At 40.5% G+C, this 18,634-nt stretch carries 12 protein-coding genes; 9 read left to right on the top strand and 3 right to left on the bottom strand.

Going from position 1 to position 18,634, the window contains the following annotated elements:
• Positions 1-63: 63 nt before the first annotated feature.
• A complete protein-coding gene (locus OKW21_RS32720; protein WP_420870107.1) occupies positions 64-267 on the bottom strand; it encodes an IS1 family transposase in 204 nt (67 codons plus the stop codon).
• A gap of 370 nt (positions 268-637) precedes the next feature.
• Positions 638-802 carry a hypothetical protein gene (locus tag OKW21_RS14750; protein WP_277480401.1) on the bottom strand — a complete coding sequence of 55 codons (165 nt, stop codon included), beginning with the start codon at positions 800-802 and terminating at the stop codon, positions 638-640.
• A 347-nt stretch (positions 803-1,149) separates the two neighbouring features.
• On the opposite strand from OKW21_RS14750, the gene OKW21_RS14745 reads away from it, so the two are divergent.
• The 5 genes from OKW21_RS14745 to ggt all read left to right on the top strand — a co-directional run bounded on the left by OKW21_RS14745 (position 1,150) and on the right by ggt (position 8,842).
• Positions 1,150-1,437, top strand: coding sequence for a transposase (locus OKW21_RS14745; protein ID WP_277480400.1), 288 nt, complete (start codon positions 1,150-1,152; stop codon positions 1,435-1,437).
• Between the two features lie 132 nt (positions 1,438-1,569).
• The gene (locus OKW21_RS14740; protein ID WP_277480399.1) at positions 1,570-1,743 is read left to right on the top strand and encodes a hypothetical protein; all 174 of its coding nucleotides are present in this window, start codon (positions 1,570-1,572) and stop codon (positions 1,741-1,743) included.
• 740 nt (positions 1,744-2,483) lie between these two features.
• Positions 2,484-5,555 (top strand): SusC/RagA family TonB-linked outer membrane protein, encoded by a 3,072-nt coding sequence (locus OKW21_RS14735; RefSeq protein ID WP_277480397.1) that lies wholly within the window; start codon positions 2,484-2,486, stop codon positions 5,553-5,555.
• An 11-nt stretch (positions 5,556-5,566) separates the two neighbouring features.
• Positions 5,567-7,045: a SusD/RagB family nutrient-binding outer membrane lipoprotein gene (locus OKW21_RS14730; protein WP_277480396.1), complete on the top strand. Its 1,479-nt coding sequence runs from the start codon at positions 5,567-5,569 to the stop codon at positions 7,043-7,045.
• Between the two features lie 207 nt (positions 7,046-7,252).
• Positions 7,253-8,842 (top strand): gamma-glutamyltransferase, encoded by a 1,590-nt coding sequence (gene ggt / locus OKW21_RS14725; RefSeq protein WP_277480395.1) that lies wholly within the window; start codon positions 7,253-7,255, stop codon positions 8,840-8,842.
• Between the two features lie 294 nt (positions 8,843-9,136).
• On the opposite strand, the gene OKW21_RS14720 is transcribed toward ggt, so the two are convergent.
• Positions 9,137-10,252, bottom strand: a complete 1,116-nt coding sequence (locus OKW21_RS14720) for a fatty acid desaturase family protein (protein ID WP_277480393.1) — start codon at positions 10,250-10,252, stop codon at positions 9,137-9,139.
• A gap of 1,370 nt (positions 10,253-11,622) precedes the next feature.
• Between OKW21_RS14720 and OKW21_RS14715 the strand changes: the two genes are divergently transcribed.
• The 4 genes from OKW21_RS14715 (at position 11,623) to OKW21_RS14700 (ending at position 18,617) form a co-directional block, all read left to right on the top strand.
• Positions 11,623-12,099, top strand: coding sequence for an RNA polymerase sigma factor (locus tag OKW21_RS14715; RefSeq protein WP_277480391.1), 477 nt, complete (start codon positions 11,623-11,625; stop codon positions 12,097-12,099).
• Between the two features lie 222 nt (positions 12,100-12,321).
• Complete coding sequence (locus OKW21_RS14710) at positions 12,322-13,344, top strand: FecR family protein (RefSeq protein WP_277480389.1); 1,023 nt, start codon at positions 12,322-12,324, stop codon at positions 13,342-13,344.
• 84 nt (positions 13,345-13,428) lie between these two features.
• Positions 13,429-16,845: a SusC/RagA family TonB-linked outer membrane protein gene (locus OKW21_RS14705; protein WP_277480388.1), complete on the top strand. Its 3,417-nt coding sequence runs from the start codon at positions 13,429-13,431 to the stop codon at positions 16,843-16,845.
• A gap of 77 nt (positions 16,846-16,922) precedes the next feature.
• Positions 16,923-18,617 carry a RagB/SusD family nutrient uptake outer membrane protein gene (locus OKW21_RS14700; protein WP_277480387.1) on the top strand — a complete coding sequence of 565 codons (1,695 nt, stop codon included), beginning with the start codon at positions 16,923-16,925 and terminating at the stop codon, positions 18,615-18,617.
• Positions 18,618-18,634: the final 17 nt, after the last annotated feature.

The raw sequence follows: 18,634 nt of genomic DNA, 5'->3' as shown, positions 1-18,634 counted from the left end.
TAGTGTTATAATTTTACCGATAAAGACTGATTATAATGTTGTATTAAGTTACGAATTGCTCCTTCATGATTTTACTTTTTTTGAAAGAGCCTTTGTCTTTCTAACTAATCTAGAACAACGCTGCCTCATGAAATTATTAAAAGCTTCCAGTTTGTTTGTAAGGCTTTTATTATCATGGAAAATATGTCTTTCCGGATTTGTGACTTTCTGGTATGCTTTCCAGGCATCGGAACAAAGTAGAGCGTGTTTTCTAATATAAAATGACACCTTTTTAAGTACTGCTCTGGCACTTCTTTCATCCTAAGAGACCGCCCAGATGAAAAGACAAAATCTTTTGTGAATTAGCTTCCATTAAGATTCTCGCATTGAAACTGATAACCTTACTTTATTCAACCGACTTTTCACAAACGTCCACATGTGGGGGGCACTCCCCCCTCGGCTTGTAGAGGCCCATACGTACGTATAAACGGCCTTTTTTATGCCTGTACTTATTTGAATAACTCTATTACATATCCTTGGCCAGATTGCTGTACTTTTCGTTAACATAGTTTATGAGCCAAGTCAGCCTTACTTGCATAACACGGCAAATATCTCCCGCTGTGGAACAGTTAAAAAGATTTTTTCTAAAAGTTGTCGGTCAATCATTTTCGTTCCTCTTACTCAATGTACCAATCCTGGCCATGCTCCACGAAATATGCCCTACATATATTGCAGATAAATTTCTGTTTTCCAGTATGAGCGCCATGACCATTTCTGATAATTTTTGTTGTATTACAATGAGGCAATGTGTGTTAGTGTTCATGTTTTTTCTGAAATAACATGTTGTTCTCTGTTTTATTCCCATCAGTTGATTTAAACATTTCCAAAAATATCTAAGTAAAGGTAAATCCTTTAAATTAGGGTTTATTAACTATGATATTATGAAAATAGGTTACGCCTGAGTTTCAACTATTGACCAAAATTTAAACCTAAAGCAAGATGTGCTTAAGAATGCTGGGTTATGAAAAAATCATAGAAGATACTATTAGCAGTTCTGTTGATCTGCGCCCAGTCCTGGAGAAGGTTAAAGATCTATAAAAGGAAGGTGATTCATTAGTGGCAGGGAGATTAGATCATCTAGGTCGTTCTCTCAAAGATCTTATTTACTGGTTGAACTATCTAGAAGAAAGAGATATCAAAGCGATGATACCCGGAAAGAAACAATGTCCAGGAACCAAACGACGAAAAAAGGGACCGCGAGCTCGCTTCAATAAAGTTATCTATAAAGAGCGGACCAGCGTAGAGCAGTCCATTGGATATCTGAAAGAATACCGCCGGATTGCTACACGCTACGATAAACTAACCGTCAATTTCTTAGCAATGGTCAAGCTAGCTTTCGTCCGGCGATACTTCAAAAACCATTTATCAGAAACAGCCTATGCGTCCCCTGAAAAATGAGCTTGCCTCCGGAAGTAGTCTGGGCGACCCCGTAGTGTCAATAGGTTACTGCAAACTTTTACAAGCAATGCCTTCACTTTCCAACCAGGTGACCTACTCAATCAGATTTCGTAAGTTCCTACCCATCATTCCATGACGGACCAATCCAATCTCTATACTACCAAAGTATCTCCTGACCTAAGTTGTTCTTTCAGTTTTGCCAGGCCAGAGCGTTCGGCTGTGGCTCCGGGAAATCTTCAAAGAAGTGGTCGCACCCAGATTTTTCTAATGCGTCATTCTGTAAATTCAAGCCTTGATCCACAATAGAGACGCACCATGCAATGGGCGGACATATCCAATAAACATAGAGTAGTAGTATCTGATTTAGTTATTCATTTCACTTGCAATGGCGATTTACAAAGGATAGATCTGGAATGTATGAAAAGTATGCTTAATAAGCAGCTTATGGTCCTTTGATTTCAAACCGAGTTATTGCACAATGGGGTAAAAACAAATATTGGTTTTGAAGCGCATATAAGCACTTTTTGAAAAAGCAGAAAAAGGTTGATTTTCTGCACAATACCTGAAAAAAGAGCGCCAGAAATATATGTAACCCACACGATTGCACATCCTTTATACTTTTCCACAAATAATATTCCAATCAGCGCCCTATATCAAAAACAAATGGTTAAGAATATTTAACCTTAAAAAAAACCTGAACTAATTGATATAACTTGATTTAGCGCTTATTCTGCTTTCATAGTAAAAGAAAATGTTTACTAATATTAAACTACTGTTGTTTTTATTAATCCCTTTTTAACATAATCATAAAGTGTGGTTGAATTTCAGTAAACATATGTTTTTTACCTTCGCAGAAGTTAATAGAAAATAAGGACCGCATACCTTCAGGTAAATCCCTTCTAATCGTCCATTCCAATTCAGCGGCCTTAATTCACAATTTTTACGGGTTATCTATCAGCATTATTGAATCCATTTTTATAAACCTTAGACCTATGAGTAAGCATTTACAATGCAAAAGAAGTACGGTGTGCATAAAAACGCTCCGTATGCTAGCCCTTCTATTTCTGACCTTTTTCCAAATTAACTTGATGGCTCAGAACAGGGTAATAAAAGGCAGAGTAACCGATACTAACCAGCAGCCCCTTCCTGGGGTAAATGTGCTGGTAAAAGACACAAACCAGGGAACCATAACCGATATAGAAGGGAACTATCAATTGAGTGTGAGTGAGGATGCTCAAGCCCTGCTCTTTTCATTTGTTGGTTATAGAAGAGTGGAAAAAGAAATAGCTAATCAGACTAATATCAATATTAGTCTAAACCAGGATGCTACCCAACTAGGAGAAGTCGTGGTAACCGCTCTTGGAGTGAAAAGAGAAACTAAGGCACTTGGGTATGCAGTTCAGGAGGTGAAGGGAGAGAAACTGGTACAAGCCAGGGAAACAAACCTTGTAAGTTCACTTGCAGGAAGGATTGCCGGAGTGAATGTCACCAATGGAAGTAGCTCAATCGGAGGTTCTTCTAGAATAGTCATCAGAGGAGAAACCTCTCTCACAGGTGACAATCAACCTTTATTTGTTGTAGATGGAGTGCCCATTACCAATGGTATTAAGGGTTCATCACAAAGTGGTCAGGAGATTGATTTTGGAAATGCCGCAGCTGCCATTAATCCTGATGACATTGCCAGTATTTCAGTTTTGAAAGGTCCTAATGCTGCTGCTCTGTATGGTTCAAGAGCTGCCAACGGAGTTATCCTGATTACTACTAAATCAGGTAAAGGGGCTCAGGGAATAGGCGTATCGGTCAATTCCAATATTACGTTTGAAACCCCACTCAAAATGCCTGATTTTCAGAATGAATATGGTCAAGGCAGAGGAGGGGTTTATAATATTGGGGATGGTGGTAGAAGCTGGGGGCCTCCTCTTGACGGCAGGCAAATGGCAGTGCCCGTGAACACTGAATGGCCACCCGCTGAAGGTGAAATGGTAGATTGGGTGCCTTATCCGGATAACTATAAAGAATTCTTTGAGACAGGCAGGACACTCAATAACAACATCTCCATAGCTGGTAGTAGCGATCAGGGGAATTTTAGATTTTCTTATTCTAATCTTGATCAAATCGGCATCGTACCCAACACTGACCAAACCAGAAACAATGTATCGCTAAATGTTGGATATAATCTTTCAGACAGAATTACAGCAAATGTAACGGCCAACTACATCAATACCGTAAGCGATAATCGCCCCGTGATAAGCTATGGCAATGAAAGTATTGTGTATACCTGGATATGGGAAGGAAGACAAGTGAGAACAGACAAAATGAGGGATTACTGGGTAAAAGGACTGGAAGGCGTTCAGCCCTTTACCTATAACTACCGCTTTAACGATAATCCATATTACACAGTATATGAGAACCTAAACAGCTTAGACCGGGAAAGACTCATGGGTAATATCATGCTGAATTACCAGATCACAGACCAACTTAGTTTGATGCTACGTTCAGGATTAGATCTTTTGGTCGAGAGAAGAGACAGCCGCAGAACGCCGGGAAGTAATGCATATAGGTTTGGTATGTACAGACAGGACAACAATAACTTTAAGGAAAGTAACTCTGACTTTCTACTTACTTATGAAAATACTACAAGTCCTGATTTTTCTATGAAAATATCGTTAGGGGGTAATCAGATGAAGCAAGTCAGGGAAGAGTTAAGTGCCAGAGCCAACGAACTGAATATCCCGGGAATTTACAATCTGGGTAATTCCAGAGTGCCTCTGGAAAATATTCAATATGATTCAGAATACAGAATCAACAGCTTGTATGCATTTGGGCAGTTTGGATATAAAGAGATGCTTTTCTTGGACCTCACTGCCAGGAATGACTGGTCCAGCACCTTACCTGAAGATAATAACTCATATTTCTACCCTTCAGCATCCATAAGTGCTATCATGACGGATATGCTGAACATACCCTCCAGCAGCGTTTTATCCTTCGCCAAACTCAGAGCAGGATGGGCACAGGTGGGTAATGATACCGATCCCTATCGTTTACGCAATGTATATACTTATGGTACACCCTGGGATGGAAGTCCTACGGTGTATGAATCTTCTACGATTGCTAATGCTGATCTGGTACCTGAGTCTATCAACACTTTTGAAATAGGTACTGACCTGAGGTTTATGAATAATCGCATCGGTATGGATCTCACCTATTATGATATCAGAAGTAAAAACCAGATACTAAGTATTCCTATAGATCTGACCTCGGCCTATACCAGAAGGTCACTTAATGCCGGAGAGATCAAAAATCAAGGAGTGGAGGTGATGCTTTCGCTTTCACCACTCTCAAATCCTGAAGGATTAAACTGGGATATCAATCTTAATTGGTCAAAAAATAGAAGTGAAGTAGTAGAACTTGCTGAAGGAATAGATACTTATGAACTGCCGAGTCGCTATGTTTCAGTACAGGCACGGGTAGGGGAGCAGATGGGAGATATGTATGGTAGAGGGTTTCAAAGGGATACGGAAGGTAATATAATTCACATCAATGGAATCCCTCAGTTAACAGATGAACTGATCAAAGTGGGTAATTACAATCCTGATTGGATGGCCGGTATTTATAATACCTTTACCTACAAAGGCTTTTCCCTAGGAGCTTTGTTTGATATCAGACAAGGGGGGGATATTTATTCTTACTTCTATGTGCGAGGAAATGAAGCAGGTCAACTGGCTGAGTCATTGCCCGGTAGAGAGGAAGGCTATGTTGGTGAAGGGGTGATGATGAATGAAGCAGGAAATTATGTTCCCAATGATGTAAATGTAACTGCCGAACGTTACTGGGGATCAGGATATTTTAACCCGGAACAAGCTACATTTGATGCTTCCTACGTAAAGCTAAGGGAACTGAAGCTAGGGTATACACTACCGGATTTTTTAGTAAACAATACTCCCTTTAGAAACATCAATCTTTCCCTGGTAGGAAGAAATCTATTTCTATGGTCCAATGTGCCTCATATTGACCCTGATACAAGCTCTTTACATGATGGCACTATTTTACCAGGGGTAGAATCCATGTCTCTTCCTTCAGTAAGAAGTTATGGTTTTAACCTTAGTTTTTCACTCTAAATCGCTATAAAATGAATAAGCTATATATAGTTTTTCTTACTGCCTTTTTCTCTCTAACTCTCTTATCCTGCGAAAAGGACTTTAAAGAATTGGCAGTGAATCCTAATAATCCTGAAGATGTGGGGCCTGACCTTCTGATGGTAAACATCATCAGAAGTACTGTCAACAATATGGTTAATGATGCTTTCAGTATTGGCAACGTAGCCGCACAGTATGCTACTGAAATCAGAGAACCCAATGTAGACCGTTACATTTGGAATTCTTTTGGAACCTGGAACGATGGATTTAATACTTTGAGAGATGTTAATAATCTATATGAAATTGCTGAAGAAAGAGGCCATGAAAATTACATGGGAATCGCTTTAATCTGGAAAACCTTGATTTTCTCCAGACTTACCGATGCCTATGGGGATTTACCCTTTGCCGAAGCCTTACAGGGTAAAAGCGGTAGGATTTATTTTCCCGCTTACAGCACCCAGGAAGCAATATATCAGGGAATGATCAATGATCTGGAAGAAGCTAATACTTTACTTGCTACGAATGGAAGCCCAATTTCTAATGATATCCTCTACGGGGGTGATATCATGAAATGGAAAAAATTTGGGAATGCATTAAGAGTGAGGCTTTTGATTAGACAATCTAATCGTGTTGATCCTTCGACGGAACTACAAAGCATGCTAAGTGCTCCTGAGCAATATCCTTTAATGTCATCCAATGAAGATCAGGCTGCTTTAGAGTATATAACTTCACCCAATTATTTCCCTTTAGCTGCCTACCGCTCAGGTCATTTCTTAGATCGCAGATTGAGTAAAACCTTAGCTGATGTACTTATTGATTTGCAAGACCCACGCTTAAAAGTGATGGCACAACCTACCGTAGAGTCTCAACAAGCGTTTGAAGCTGGTACAGGGGAATTAGAATGGCAGGGAGTGCGAAATGGTGAGACAGATGAGAACCTGGGCAGTGATATAGATAGTAAAGTCTCACAGTTTGGCACTATATATTATATAGACCAACAGGTAGCCGCACCGGCTGACGGACTGATTTTGACCTTTGCTGAACTGAATTTTAATTTAGCTGAGGCTGCACATAAGTGGTGGATAAGTGGAGATGCAGAAGCTTACTATAATGAAGGTATTCGTGCTTCTTTTGACTATTACCAAAGCTTTGATGTAGAAAATGTATTTGATATTGAAGCATATCTTCAAACTGGAGGAGTTGCTTATAACGAAGCGCAAGCCGATGAACTTATTGGGCAGCAAAAATGGATTGCCTTGTTTTTTACCGATTTACAAGGGTGGTACGAGTGGAAAAGAACCGGTTACCCAACCTTAGAACCATCTCTGGTGAATAATAATGATGATTTAATACCCGTTCGTTTCCGCTACCCCACTGATCAACAGGTAACTAACAATGAAAATTATACGCAAGCAGTGCAAAGGCAGGGAAGAGATGATATCAATACCCATGTATGGTGGGATGAGCAATAGTGCTCATATACTTTTTGAACATTAACACTTTTAGTGGCTCAATAAACAGGAGCCACTACCCTTCATTATCAACTATCTTATTTAAGCTTTATGCAATACTATAAATTACGTTTTTGCTTAGTTATTTTCATATTGACGCTTAATCCGTATATAGGAAAATGCCAATCCAGGTATACGGGTGCACCTTTTGCAACACGCTCTGAAGTAATGGCACGTAATGGAATGGCAGCAACCAGTCAACCTTTAGCCACTACGGTAGCCTTGGATATTCTAAAAAATGGTGGGAATGCAGTAGATGCTGCAATTGCTGCTAATGCTGTTTTAGGCGTGGTAGAACCCACAGGCAGTGGGATTGGGGGAGATATTTTTGCTATTGTATGGGATCAAAAGACTCAAAAACTATATGGGTTGAATGGCAGTGGTAGGTCTCCCTATGAGTTAACGCTTGAATACTTTAGCAATTATGATATTGAAAGAATACCGGGAAGTGGGGCATTGGCTGTATCAGTTCCAGGTTGTGTAGATGGTTGGTATGAGTTGAATTCCAGGTTTGGAAGTATGCCCATGAAAGAATTACTTCAGCCTGCTATCACTTATGCTGAAGAGGGTTACCCTGTAACTGAGGTAATCGCTTTTCTTTGGGAGGGATATGCTCGGTCACTTCAAAGGTATGATGGGTTCAAAAAAACGTTTATGCCCAATGGCCGTGCTCCAAAGAAAGGAGAAGTTTTTAAGAACCCCGACCTAGCTTCAACCCTTTCAATAATTGCCAATAAAGGACGGGATGAATTTTACAAAGGTGATCTAGCCAAGACTATTGCTGCTACTGTACAAAGAGAAGGTGGGTTTATTTCTGAAAAAGATCTGGCAGATCATTATTCTGATTGGGTAGAGCCCATTTCTGCCAATTACCGTGGATATGACGTATGGGAACTCCCACCTAATGGTCAGGGTACAGCTGTGCTACAGATGTTAAATATACTGGAAGGCTATGACTTACAAGCAATGGGGTTTGGAAGCAGTGAGTACCTTCATCATTTGATTGAGGCAAAAAAACTGGCCTATGAAGACAGGGCTACCTACTATGCAGATCCTGATTTCAACAGCATTCCCTTAGAGGAACTAATTTCCAAGGAGTATGCCGAGTCAAGAAGAAGCTTAATTGATGGTGCTAGCGCAAGCCGGGAATATAAGCCTGGTTTGATGCAGGAAGGTAGTAATACGATTTACCTCAGTGTAGCTGACAAGGAAGGTAATATGGTCTCTCTGATACAGAGTAATTATTCTGGAATGGGAGGAGGCATTGTTCCTGATGGGCTTGGCTTTAGCCTTCAAAACAGAGGAACTTCATTTAATCTTGAAGAGGGACATTATAATACTTACGCTCCTCATAAAAGACCTTTTCATACCATTATTCCAGGTTTTGTTACTAAAGATGGTGAACCATTCATGAGCTTTGGCGTGATGGGTGGCGCTTTTCAACCACAGGGTCATGTACAAATATTAATAAATATGATTGATTTTGGAATGAATTTACAGGAAGCTGGCGATGCACCACGGGCTAAGCATTCAGGCTCCTCCAGTCCCGAGGGAAGCCTTATGGATGATGGGGGATATGTCACCCTGGAAGGTGGGTTTGATTATAAAACTATTCTTGAATTGTCAAAAAAAGGACACCGGGTTGGACACAGTGTCAGGGGGTATGGTGGATATCAGGCTATCATGTATGACAAAGTAAACAAAATATACATCGGAGCATCTGAAAGCAGAAAGGATGGGCACGCGGCTGGTTACTAGCATTCATAAATAATCAATTCAATACAGGGCATCTGTTAAAATTGAGAGAGCACCTCCGGAGAGTTTTATTCCCGGCTTGGAGCAGGTTGTATTACTACAAATGAGCGCTGAAAACAGTGACAGCTCTCACTGTTGAGCATAACTTGTCTGTTGCTGTTACTTTAAGCTCTCTAACTTTTGAAGGTTACTTTTGGTTGTTGGCTCGAGCAATCAAAAGTAACCATAAATTAAGAGGAGTGATAAACATAATATACCTAACAAAAAACATAAAAACTGAAGTGCAATAACTTCACCTTATGTTAGTGTAGGTTTTGTAGTGTGTAAAGTGGATGTCATTTCTCCCAGGTTTCGCATCATTCTGATATGAGAGCTTAGCGCCTCACCGAAAGTGTGCTTTTCATGGTAAGGTAAGTTAAATTCCTTGGCTGTCTGCTCTACAATAGGCGAAATCTGCTCGTAATGAATATGACAGATGTTCGGGAACAGATGATGCTCTATTTGAAAATTGAGTCCCCCTACATACCAGTTGAGTAGACGATTCTTTCGGGCAAAATTAGCTGTCGTTTCTAGTTGATGGACAGCCCATGCATTCTCAATATTACCTTCATCATTTGTCAAGGGTTGTTCTACCTCTTCTACTATATGAGCCATCTGAAAGATCATAGTAAGAATATATCCCGCCGTAAGGTGCATGGCCACTACGCCAATAAGCACTTGCCACCAAAATAAGGAGGTAACCAGCATGGGTAGTACCACAGTGAAAAATACGTACAATGTTTTAGTTACAATAAGTTTAGTCAACTCAAGGCTCATCTGGGTTTTCTGACGCTTAACCATCCCGCTACGGTTATAGCCAATTAGTTTAACCAAATCACTGATGATAAAAAACAATGTGTTGAAGCCGTAGAGGAAGAATACGTATATATGCTGATACCGGTGAATCCACTGAAGTGGAGCATGCTTGCTCAAGCGGATGATTAACTTATTTCGTATATCATCATCCAAACCATGAATGTTTGTATAGGTGTGATGCAGCACGTTGTGCTGTATCTTCCAGACAATGGGATTCGCTCCGATAAAATAAGTAAGATAACCTACCCAACGATTGACAGTAGCATTGCGAGAATATGAACCATGCAATGCATCATGCATGACAGACATTCCAATACCGGCTTTACCTATTCCCATCAGAATAGCAAAGGGTAGCAGCCACCAGGGATTTACTGCTAAGGTAAGGATGGCAGCATAGGATCCCAGATACATAACAGACAGGGCAATGGTTTTTACTGCCATTTTACGATTGCCGTAGGGCGATATACCTTTTGCTTTAAAATGTTGATTTACACGCTTGCGTAAGGTAGGGAAGAATGCTGAGCGGTTGGTATCAACAAAACGAGTTTGATAAGTCATAGATAAATGTAAAATTTTTTATAAGCGCGGTTTAGTAAGATAGGCCATACATGAAGGGTCTGAATCGCCATCAGGCAGGACAAGAATTCTTAGTAGCTTTGTATAATATAATTACACTTTACTAGTACACATTGTTTATAAAGATTGTTCAAATCAAGAGAAAGATAAAGTAAATTATTAGCTATTCAGGAGTAAATAGAGAGAAGCAGATCACAGGATATTTTAAAAGTTACAATACCTTGTGGTGAATTCAGCACGTGCTTGCCTCGTTGAGCAATTTTAATCCTGAAAAATAAACGTATGAATAATATAAGCAATCAAAAATATAACAATTCCTGGCATAATCCTTCCTTAAAATTTATTATCTGCACTTATTTGCATGTATTTTTGATTTGTTTTTTTCATCATAAAAAGACGCTTTCATCTACTCAGTAGAACATGTGATGGCTGGAGAAAGAAGATCATAGAAAATTAAAAAAAAAGTTGTTGTTCATAAAGCTGCTATCTACCAGAAAAACTAAGCAATAAATTTATTCCTATGGCTAAGCATACTAAAATATAGCTGGTTTCTACTGTTTTTCTTAGCACATACCAAGTTATTTCATTTAGGCATATTTGATAGGATTAATACACTTAAATGGGTCACCGTATTGCTTATGATAATTTAGTATGCTTTAAGTTCTCATCTTGCTTATTTCCTTCAGATAAAACTATTGGTAATTTAATTACAGCGCTAGAAGTAGCAAACTCTCGAGCCTTTCACTAACTTTTTATTCAGATTAGCTTTATCAAGGCATTGTTTTGTAAATCTACTGTTAAACTATCTTCATGGGAAACTCAACTATAATGGGTATACAATACACTGCTATACTATTTAAATATAAGCGATTATTGCACTTTTCAGGCTCAATAAATAGACTTCTTTGACTACACCCATGTAGGAGATAAGAGATAGTGTATAGCGTGGATTTTGAAGAGATAAATTATGAATACGTGATAAGCCCCAGAAAGAAGGTGGTCACTTGCTGAAAGACATTATTGTTGAAGATATTGATAGAGGTGCACTCAATGAGTCAGCATATATATTGTAGATAATAAGACTAATAAATTTTTTGTAAAATAGTGGTTTACTTGCGATAATGTAAAAAAGAGTGTAATTATAAACACTTGAATTACGATCTACCATGCCTGAGAGCCATTTGTCCATCGTCTCCGAGCTTAACCGACTGCCAAAGGATAAGCATGATAGTGCTATTGGAAAATCAATTACACATCTAACCCATAAACGCTCTGAGCAAGAGTTGTGGGAGTCCTTTATAAAAGGTGATGATTCAGCTTTCGATTTATTGTATTAGATTTCTTTTCGCAGCTTGTATAATTACGGGATGAAGCTATGCAATCAGCATGATCTAGTAAAAGACAGCATTCATGATTTATTTATTAATCTCTGGAAGTACCGCTCTAAACCCTCTCGCATCCGTGCTATCAAACCTTATCAGTACAAAGCTTTAAGAAATATTATCCTGAAGGCTCAGGCACAAAACTCACCCTCAGTTGCTGTTGAAGCGGCTTATCATTTTTCTTTTGACACCTCAGTTGAAACTAAATTTATTCTACGGGAAACCCAGGACGGGCAAAGAGACAAACTACAAAATGCGCTCAACCTACTGACCCAGAAGCAGCGTGAGGTTATCTTTCTTAAATTTTTTGACCAACTTTCCTACGAGGCTGTAGCGCATGTGCTGGGCATCTCCACCAAAGCAACCTACAAACTGGTAGCTAGGGCCATAGCCTTTCTCCGGGAAAAAATGATTCTAATTACTGCTCTTTTTAGCCTGCTGGGATAACAATATTGCCTTAGCCATTTTTACTGTTATCAAATCTGGTATTAAGCTTTCTGGAATTTTCTCTCCCATTAAAATTATAGATTAAGCATCAAAACCTTCATTTTGTTGATTTAATGTTAAAATAGCTCTCTTTTTTTAGTACAAACCATAAACTTTGAAATATTTCTTCTAAGCCATGGGGTAAAATGGGTGAATCAAAGAACTTATAATAAAACACCCATTATGGATTACCGCAGCTTTTCAATAGAAGAATTTGTAGCAGACGCCTATTTTCAGCGTTGGGTCTTGTCCGAAGAGGAAACAGCAGACATCTATTGGAAAAAATGGCTTCAAGACCATCCTGAGCAAAGGCAGGATATTCTGGAGGCAGCTGCTATTTTGCGAAGTATGCATTTCACTGCGAATGAACCCACAGAGGAGGATGCAGCGCAGGTGTGGCGTGATATAGTAAAGAATCGTTCTACAGGCAGGTATAAAGTCAAAAACCAAAAAATTATGGCTTTTCCATGGTATGCCGTAGCAGCCTCTATAGCCTTGGTGCTCGCCGTAACATTTGTGATGCTAAAGGTACAGGATGTGAATCATGCTCTGTTTGGCATCAGCTACCAAACTGAGTTTGGCCAAACTCAGGAGCTTATACTTCCTGATGGATCATCAGTTGTCTTAGGGGCTAATTCCAGTTTACACTACTCCTCAGGATGGCTCGGTGATAGTGAACGGACTGTCTCTCTGGAGGGGGAAGCTTACTTTTCTGTAGTGCATACCGAAGATGATCAGAAGTTTGTCGTCTATTCGGATGAGGTCGCAATTACTGTGCTGGGAACGAGGTTCAACGTAAACAATCGTCGTGATGAAAACCAAATACTGCTTGAAGAAGGGAGTATTCGCCTCAGTTTACCCCAGGCAATCAATAAGTCTGAAAAGGTAGAGGTGCATATGCAACCGGGCGAACTCGTCTCGGTACAGGAAGGAAAAATCACCAAAGCCATAGCTCAAACAGAAAAGTATATATCCTGGACTGCGGGAGTTTTTGTATTTGAAAAAGCCCCTCTTTCTGAGGTGATAGAATTGATTGAAGACCACTTTGGCTACACTGTCATTACTCAGGGCGTTGAGCCTGAGGAAATGATCATGACGGCAGAACTTCGTACCACAGACCTGGATATGATGCTTCGCTATTTATCCGAAATTTTTCAACTTAAAGTAGAAAAAACACATGAAACGATCACCTTAAGCAGTACTTAAAAGAAAGCCCGACAAACATAAGGGTGGGGAGCATTTGCCTGACAGGCTATGCGATTCATTTACACAATCCTAAAACTAATCAACATGTATTATAATGTACTTTCTGTAGCAAAATTTTTACTGTTCCTACTGCTATGTGGAGTGAGTGTTATTCCTTCGCTGGCCCAACAACCTTTGGCTTCGGTGAGATCAGTGGCCAACACGCATGCTCAGGATGATAAGACGATGAGCCTGGATCAGGTGCTGGAAAAAATCAAAGCACAGCACCAGGTCACTTTTGGTTATCAGGAAGACCTGGTAGCCGGAAAAGCGGTCAACACTCAGCGCTGGAAAAAACAGGAACTTAAGCAGGCTTTAGAAACGGTGTTGAAACCGCATGGACTGGAATTTAAACAGTTGGATGAGGTACACTTTGTCATTACACCTAAAGAAAATAAACTGCCTAAAAAAATACTTCCCAAAGAGGTAGGTGCAGATGACAATCAATACGTACCAAACAAAGTTAGTATGCTGACAAGCTTAGATCCTTTGTCCGTTCAGGAACATATGAGGCTGGCACAAACCATCAGCGGCCAGGTAACCGATGGAGAAAGTGGAGAGCCTCTTCCTGGTGTCAATGTATTGGCTAAAGGTACTACCACTGGTACGGTGACCGGAGTAGACGGTAATTATCGCCTGACTGTTGCTGATGACATAACTACCCTGGTATTTTCTTCCATTGGTTACATGTCTCAGGAAGTAGAGATCAATGGCCGGTCTACTATTGATATTAATATGTCTCCCGACATACAGTCCCTGGAAGAAATTGTAGTGGTGGGCTATGGCACCCAGAAAGCTAAAGATGTAACGGGCGCTATTGCCCGGGCTGACATGGATGCGATTAGTGAGCAACCTAATGTGTCTGTTATGGAGGGTTTACAGGGAACTGTACCGGGATTGAATGTGTCTCAGGTAAACCAGGCTGGTCAAAATCCCTCTATTTCTATCCGAGGGCAAACTTCTCTTTCTGGCGAACAGGCACCCCTCATTGTAGTAGATCAGGTGATCTACCGAGGGGCGTTGATAGACATCAATCCCAATGATATTAAATCAGTAGATGTGCTTAAAGATGCATCAGCCACTGCTATATACGGTTCACAGGCTGCCAATGGAGTGATCATGATTACCACCAAGTCTGGAGGAGCAGCCGGAGGAAAACCGGTTATTTCCTACTCAGGACAATATTCATTTCAACAGCCTCACTATGAGTTGAGGGCACAAACTAATCCGGATAGGTTTATGGAAAAAATCGCTCATTCCGACATTTTCCAAAGTAGAACCGAGGTATCAGGATACCTGGAACCTAACCCTGACTGGACGGAGACTACCAACTTTAAAACAAGTCATGAAATCAGGCAATTTAATTTAGGAAGGTCTTTTGACTGGTACGATTATGTCACCAATGACAATCCTTATACTACCACACATAATGTGTCCATTGCTAACTCTACAGAATATAATAACTATTTTACTTCCATAGGATATACCCGGCAGGATGGCCATCTGATAGATGAATATTACGAAAGAATTAATGGGAGAATCAATCTTGGAAGTGCCATTACGGATTGGTTGGATGTTGATGTTCAAAGTTTTATCAGCCTTAGTGACTACGGACCTCAAACCTTTGGCTTGGCTGATCGATATCTTGAACCTTTTGCTCATCCTTATGATGAAGACGGACAGTTGGTAGATCGCCCTACCGGTAACCCTGTAAATCCAATCATAGAGGCTGGTGCCGATGTAGAAGATAAGCGTTTGAATATTAATGCAAACCTCACCGGTACCGTTCAGTTGCCGGTTGAAGGTCTGAATTATAAGCTGCGATTTGGCAATAATTACCAGACTATTGATAACAATTATTTCGGCGCTCATGGCTCCAGCTTTCAAGGATATGGATATAAAAGACATGATAAAGAATATACCTGGAGCCTGGATAATATATTGTCATACAGTAAAATCTTCAATAACGGTCATGAGATAGATGTTACCCTTTTGTATGGAGTTGAGGAAAGAGCGTTGTCTTTTACAAATGCCGAAGGATCAAACTTTGCCAAAGATGTTCTGGGCTTCAACAGACTGCAAGCCGCCGCTGCCGATCAGCAAAGGGTGACCTCTGGTGGATGGAAAGAATCCAGTTTGTACAATATGGGCCGAATTTCCTATAAACTACTCGATAGATACCTGATTACCGGAACCATACGCAGAGATGGCTTTTCAGGCTTTAGTGAAAAAAATAAATTCGGCACTTTTCCTTCCTTAGCCGTCGGATGGGTGATATCTGAAGAATCATTTATGCATTCCTTATCGGATTGGGTGAGTTTTCTAAAACTCAGAGCTTCCTATGGGACCACAGGAAATCGGACCATCGGCCGCTACCAAACATTGGCTGAGGTATCAGGTGGTCCTGGATATGTAACCGCAGATGGAAGTCCGCTTTTTACGCAGTGGATAAGCGCCCTGGAAAGCCCAGACCTCAGGTGGGAAAAAACTACCGGCGTTAATCTGGGAGTTGACTTCAGCGTAAATAACGGTCGCTTGAAAGGTTCTATTAATTACTATAACAATAATACTACCGATTTACTTTATGAAGTGGATATCCCGGGTGTCAGCCGTTTTGAGATATTCCCTGATAACCTGGGAGAAATACATAATGAAGGTATTGAATTATCACTTTCCTCAGTAAATATTCAGCGGAATAATTTTACCTGGACTACCGATTTCAATTTTTCCAGCAACAGAAACAGAATCAATACTTTGCTTGGTTTTGATGTGGATGGAGATGGAGAGGAGGATGATCTGGTTTCAGAAGGTTTATTCATCGGACAATCCACTGGAGTAATATATGATTACCAAATAGATGGTATCTGGCAGGTAGATGATGAAATTCCCAATGGGTATGAGTTTGGTGCCTATCGAGTAGTTGACCTTAATGATGACAATGCGATTGATGGAAATGACCGAAAAATTATTGGTAATAGATTACCTGCCTATCGGTTTGGGATCAACAACGTACTAAATTATGAAAAATTCACTTTCAGACTTTTCATCAACTCAGTGCAGGGAGGTAAAGATCGTTATTTGGGCGAGGAGAGTTTTTATGACTTCCAGATCTATAATCAGGAAAATCATTTTAATATCACTTTTCCTGAAGGGATAGACTACTGGACACCTGAAAACCCTGGGGCAAAATACCAAAGGCCGGGCATCAAAGGTTCGGGCGGTATTGCGGGTACTCGCTATTCTCCCAGAAGTTTTGTGCGCCTCAGAAACGTCTCTCTGTCATACAACCTTGGTTCGGTAGAGTGGGCATCCATACAGGATGTAAAAATTACGCTTAGCGGCAGAAACCTGTTAACAATCACTGACTGGGAGGGATGGGATCCCGAAACAGGTCAGGGTATTACCCGTACTGGTAGGCCGGTAATGGAAAGTTACTCACTTGGTATTAATGTTACATTCTAAAAGCAACAACCATGTATTTTAATATAAATGTCAAACATAGATTATATATTACTTTAGGGTATCAAAACAAAATACTAATGCTTTGCATGCTCCTGGTATTTTGTGCCTGCGATGAAGATGATTTCCTGAAAACAGAGCCTGTTGACTTTTACTCTCCCGAAAATTCCTATGTAAGCAGTGCGGATTATGAAGCTGCCGTACTTAAACTTTATAATCGGGTAAGAGATGACTTTTTCTCCAGTGCAGGTTCCAATATGTTTCCCAATGTTGGAATACAGGGAACAGATATATGCCATCTACATAAAGATATCGGATTTGGTACAAACTTATCATCTTTGCTATTGCCTACTAACAATAGTCTGGTTTATGATCCTTTATGGCGACCTGCCTACCGGATTATTTTTGATGCCAATGTCATCATAGAAAGAGCCAATTCAGATAACAATGAACTAACTGCCGAAGAGAAAGCTGCTTATACTGCCGAAGCAAAGTTTTTTCGGGGCTACATGCTAAAAATGCTGGCTAATCTTTTCGGTGGCGTACCGCTCGTACTGAGTGAAACTAAATCTCCCAAAAGAGATTATACTCGTGCATCCCGGGCAGAAGTGTACCAGCAGGCTGCTGCTGATCTGGAAGAGGCTGCTGCCGTCCTGCCAGATATCGATAGTGCCCCTGACCATAAACTCAACCGCCTTGCCGCCTTTCATTTATTATCTGAAATATATATCTCCCTTGAACAATGGCAGGATGCGGTAGATGCTGCTTCAGCCGTGATTGATCATAGCAGTACTGCGCTCATGACAGAAAGGTTTGGTAGCTTAAAAGATGAAAAGTTTTTGATTCCTCAATATGAAACCGATGTATACTGGGATCTTTTCCGCCAGGGCAATCAAAATCGTAGCAGTGGAAATACAGAAGCTATCTGGGTATTACAGTACGAATGGCAAACCCCTGGTGGCTATGATCAAAGTTTTGGGGGTGGCCCTTTGTTGGAGCGTCTTTTCTCACCCCGGGCCTGGCAGGCAAAAATTGAAAATTCTGACGGTTCTAGTAGTACCCTTGTCCCCAATCCCAATGCATATACAGCAGGACGTAGCTCTGGCTTTACCAGACCTTCTCACTTTTTCTTTGAAACCTTATGGCAAAGAAGCGGATACGATCAGGATATCAGAAACTCATCGGCCAACATTGTGAGGGATTTTATTGTCCGTAATCCAGATAGCGAACATAATGGAAAATGGATTTTCAAAGACAATCTGCCCATATTAATGGCAAGTCTCAATGATACCACCCGCAACATGTATCCCTGGATTACCAAAACCTCTACGCCTGGCCAACAGCCTGAACCTGCCTTTTTGGTAGATCCAGTGGTAGAAGGCGGACTTTCCTGGAGCCATCATGCTTTCCGTGATGTGTATGCCATTCGCCTGGCCGAAACCTATTTGCTAAGAGCAGAGGCTTATCTGGGAATGGGCGATCAACAGGGAGCTGCCAATGATATCAATATGGTACGCAACCGTGCCCAGGCTCCCCCGATTTCTGCTGGCGAAGTGGACATTGATTATATACTGGATGAAAGAGCTCGTGAATTATATCTCGAGGAATTTCGCCTGCTCACACTCACACGTTTAGGTAAACTGGTAGAAAGAACAAGAAAATACAACCCATTTGATGGTGATACCTATGCCGATCATAATGATCTGTGGCCAATCCCTTTTAGTGAAATTGAAAAGAATATTCAGGCTGATTTATCTCAGAACCCGGGATACTAAATGATTTATTGACCGTA

The sequence above is a fragment of the Catalinimonas alkaloidigena genome (assembly GCF_029504655.1).
GTDB lineage: Bacteria > Bacteroidota > Bacteroidia > Cytophagales > Cyclobacteriaceae > Catalinimonas > Catalinimonas alkaloidigena.
This window is presented reverse-complemented; position numbering and strand designations above follow the sequence as displayed.

What these genes read in the sequence shown, in the direction of transcription:
- OKW21_RS14750 (WP_277480401.1), bottom strand. Translation starts at nt 802, where the DNA reads ATGAACACTAACACACATTGCCTCATTGTAATACAACAAAAATTATCA.
- OKW21_RS14740 (WP_277480399.1), top strand. Translation starts at nt 1,570, where the DNA reads ATGACGGACCAATCCAATCTCTATACTACCAAAGTATCTCCTGACCTA.
- OKW21_RS14735 (WP_277480397.1), top strand. Translation starts at nt 2,484, where the DNA reads ATGCTAGCCCTTCTATTTCTGACCTTTTTCCAAATTAACTTGATGGCT.
- OKW21_RS14730 (WP_277480396.1), top strand. Translation starts at nt 5,567, where the DNA reads ATGAATAAGCTATATATAGTTTTTCTTACTGCCTTTTTCTCTCTAACT.
- ggt (WP_277480395.1), top strand. Translation starts at nt 7,253, where the DNA reads ATGGCACGTAATGGAATGGCAGCAACCAGTCAACCTTTAGCCACTACG.
- OKW21_RS14720 (WP_277480393.1), bottom strand. Translation starts at nt 10,252, where the DNA reads ATGACTTATCAAACTCGTTTTGTTGATACCAACCGCTCAGCATTCTTC.
- OKW21_RS14710 (WP_277480389.1), top strand. Translation starts at nt 12,322, where the DNA reads ATGGATTACCGCAGCTTTTCAATAGAAGAATTTGTAGCAGACGCCTAT.
- OKW21_RS14705 (WP_277480388.1), top strand. Translation starts at nt 13,429, where the DNA reads ATGTATTATAATGTACTTTCTGTAGCAAAATTTTTACTGTTCCTACTG.
- OKW21_RS14700 (WP_277480387.1), top strand. Translation starts at nt 16,923, where the DNA reads ATGCTTTGCATGCTCCTGGTATTTTGTGCCTGCGATGAAGATGATTTC.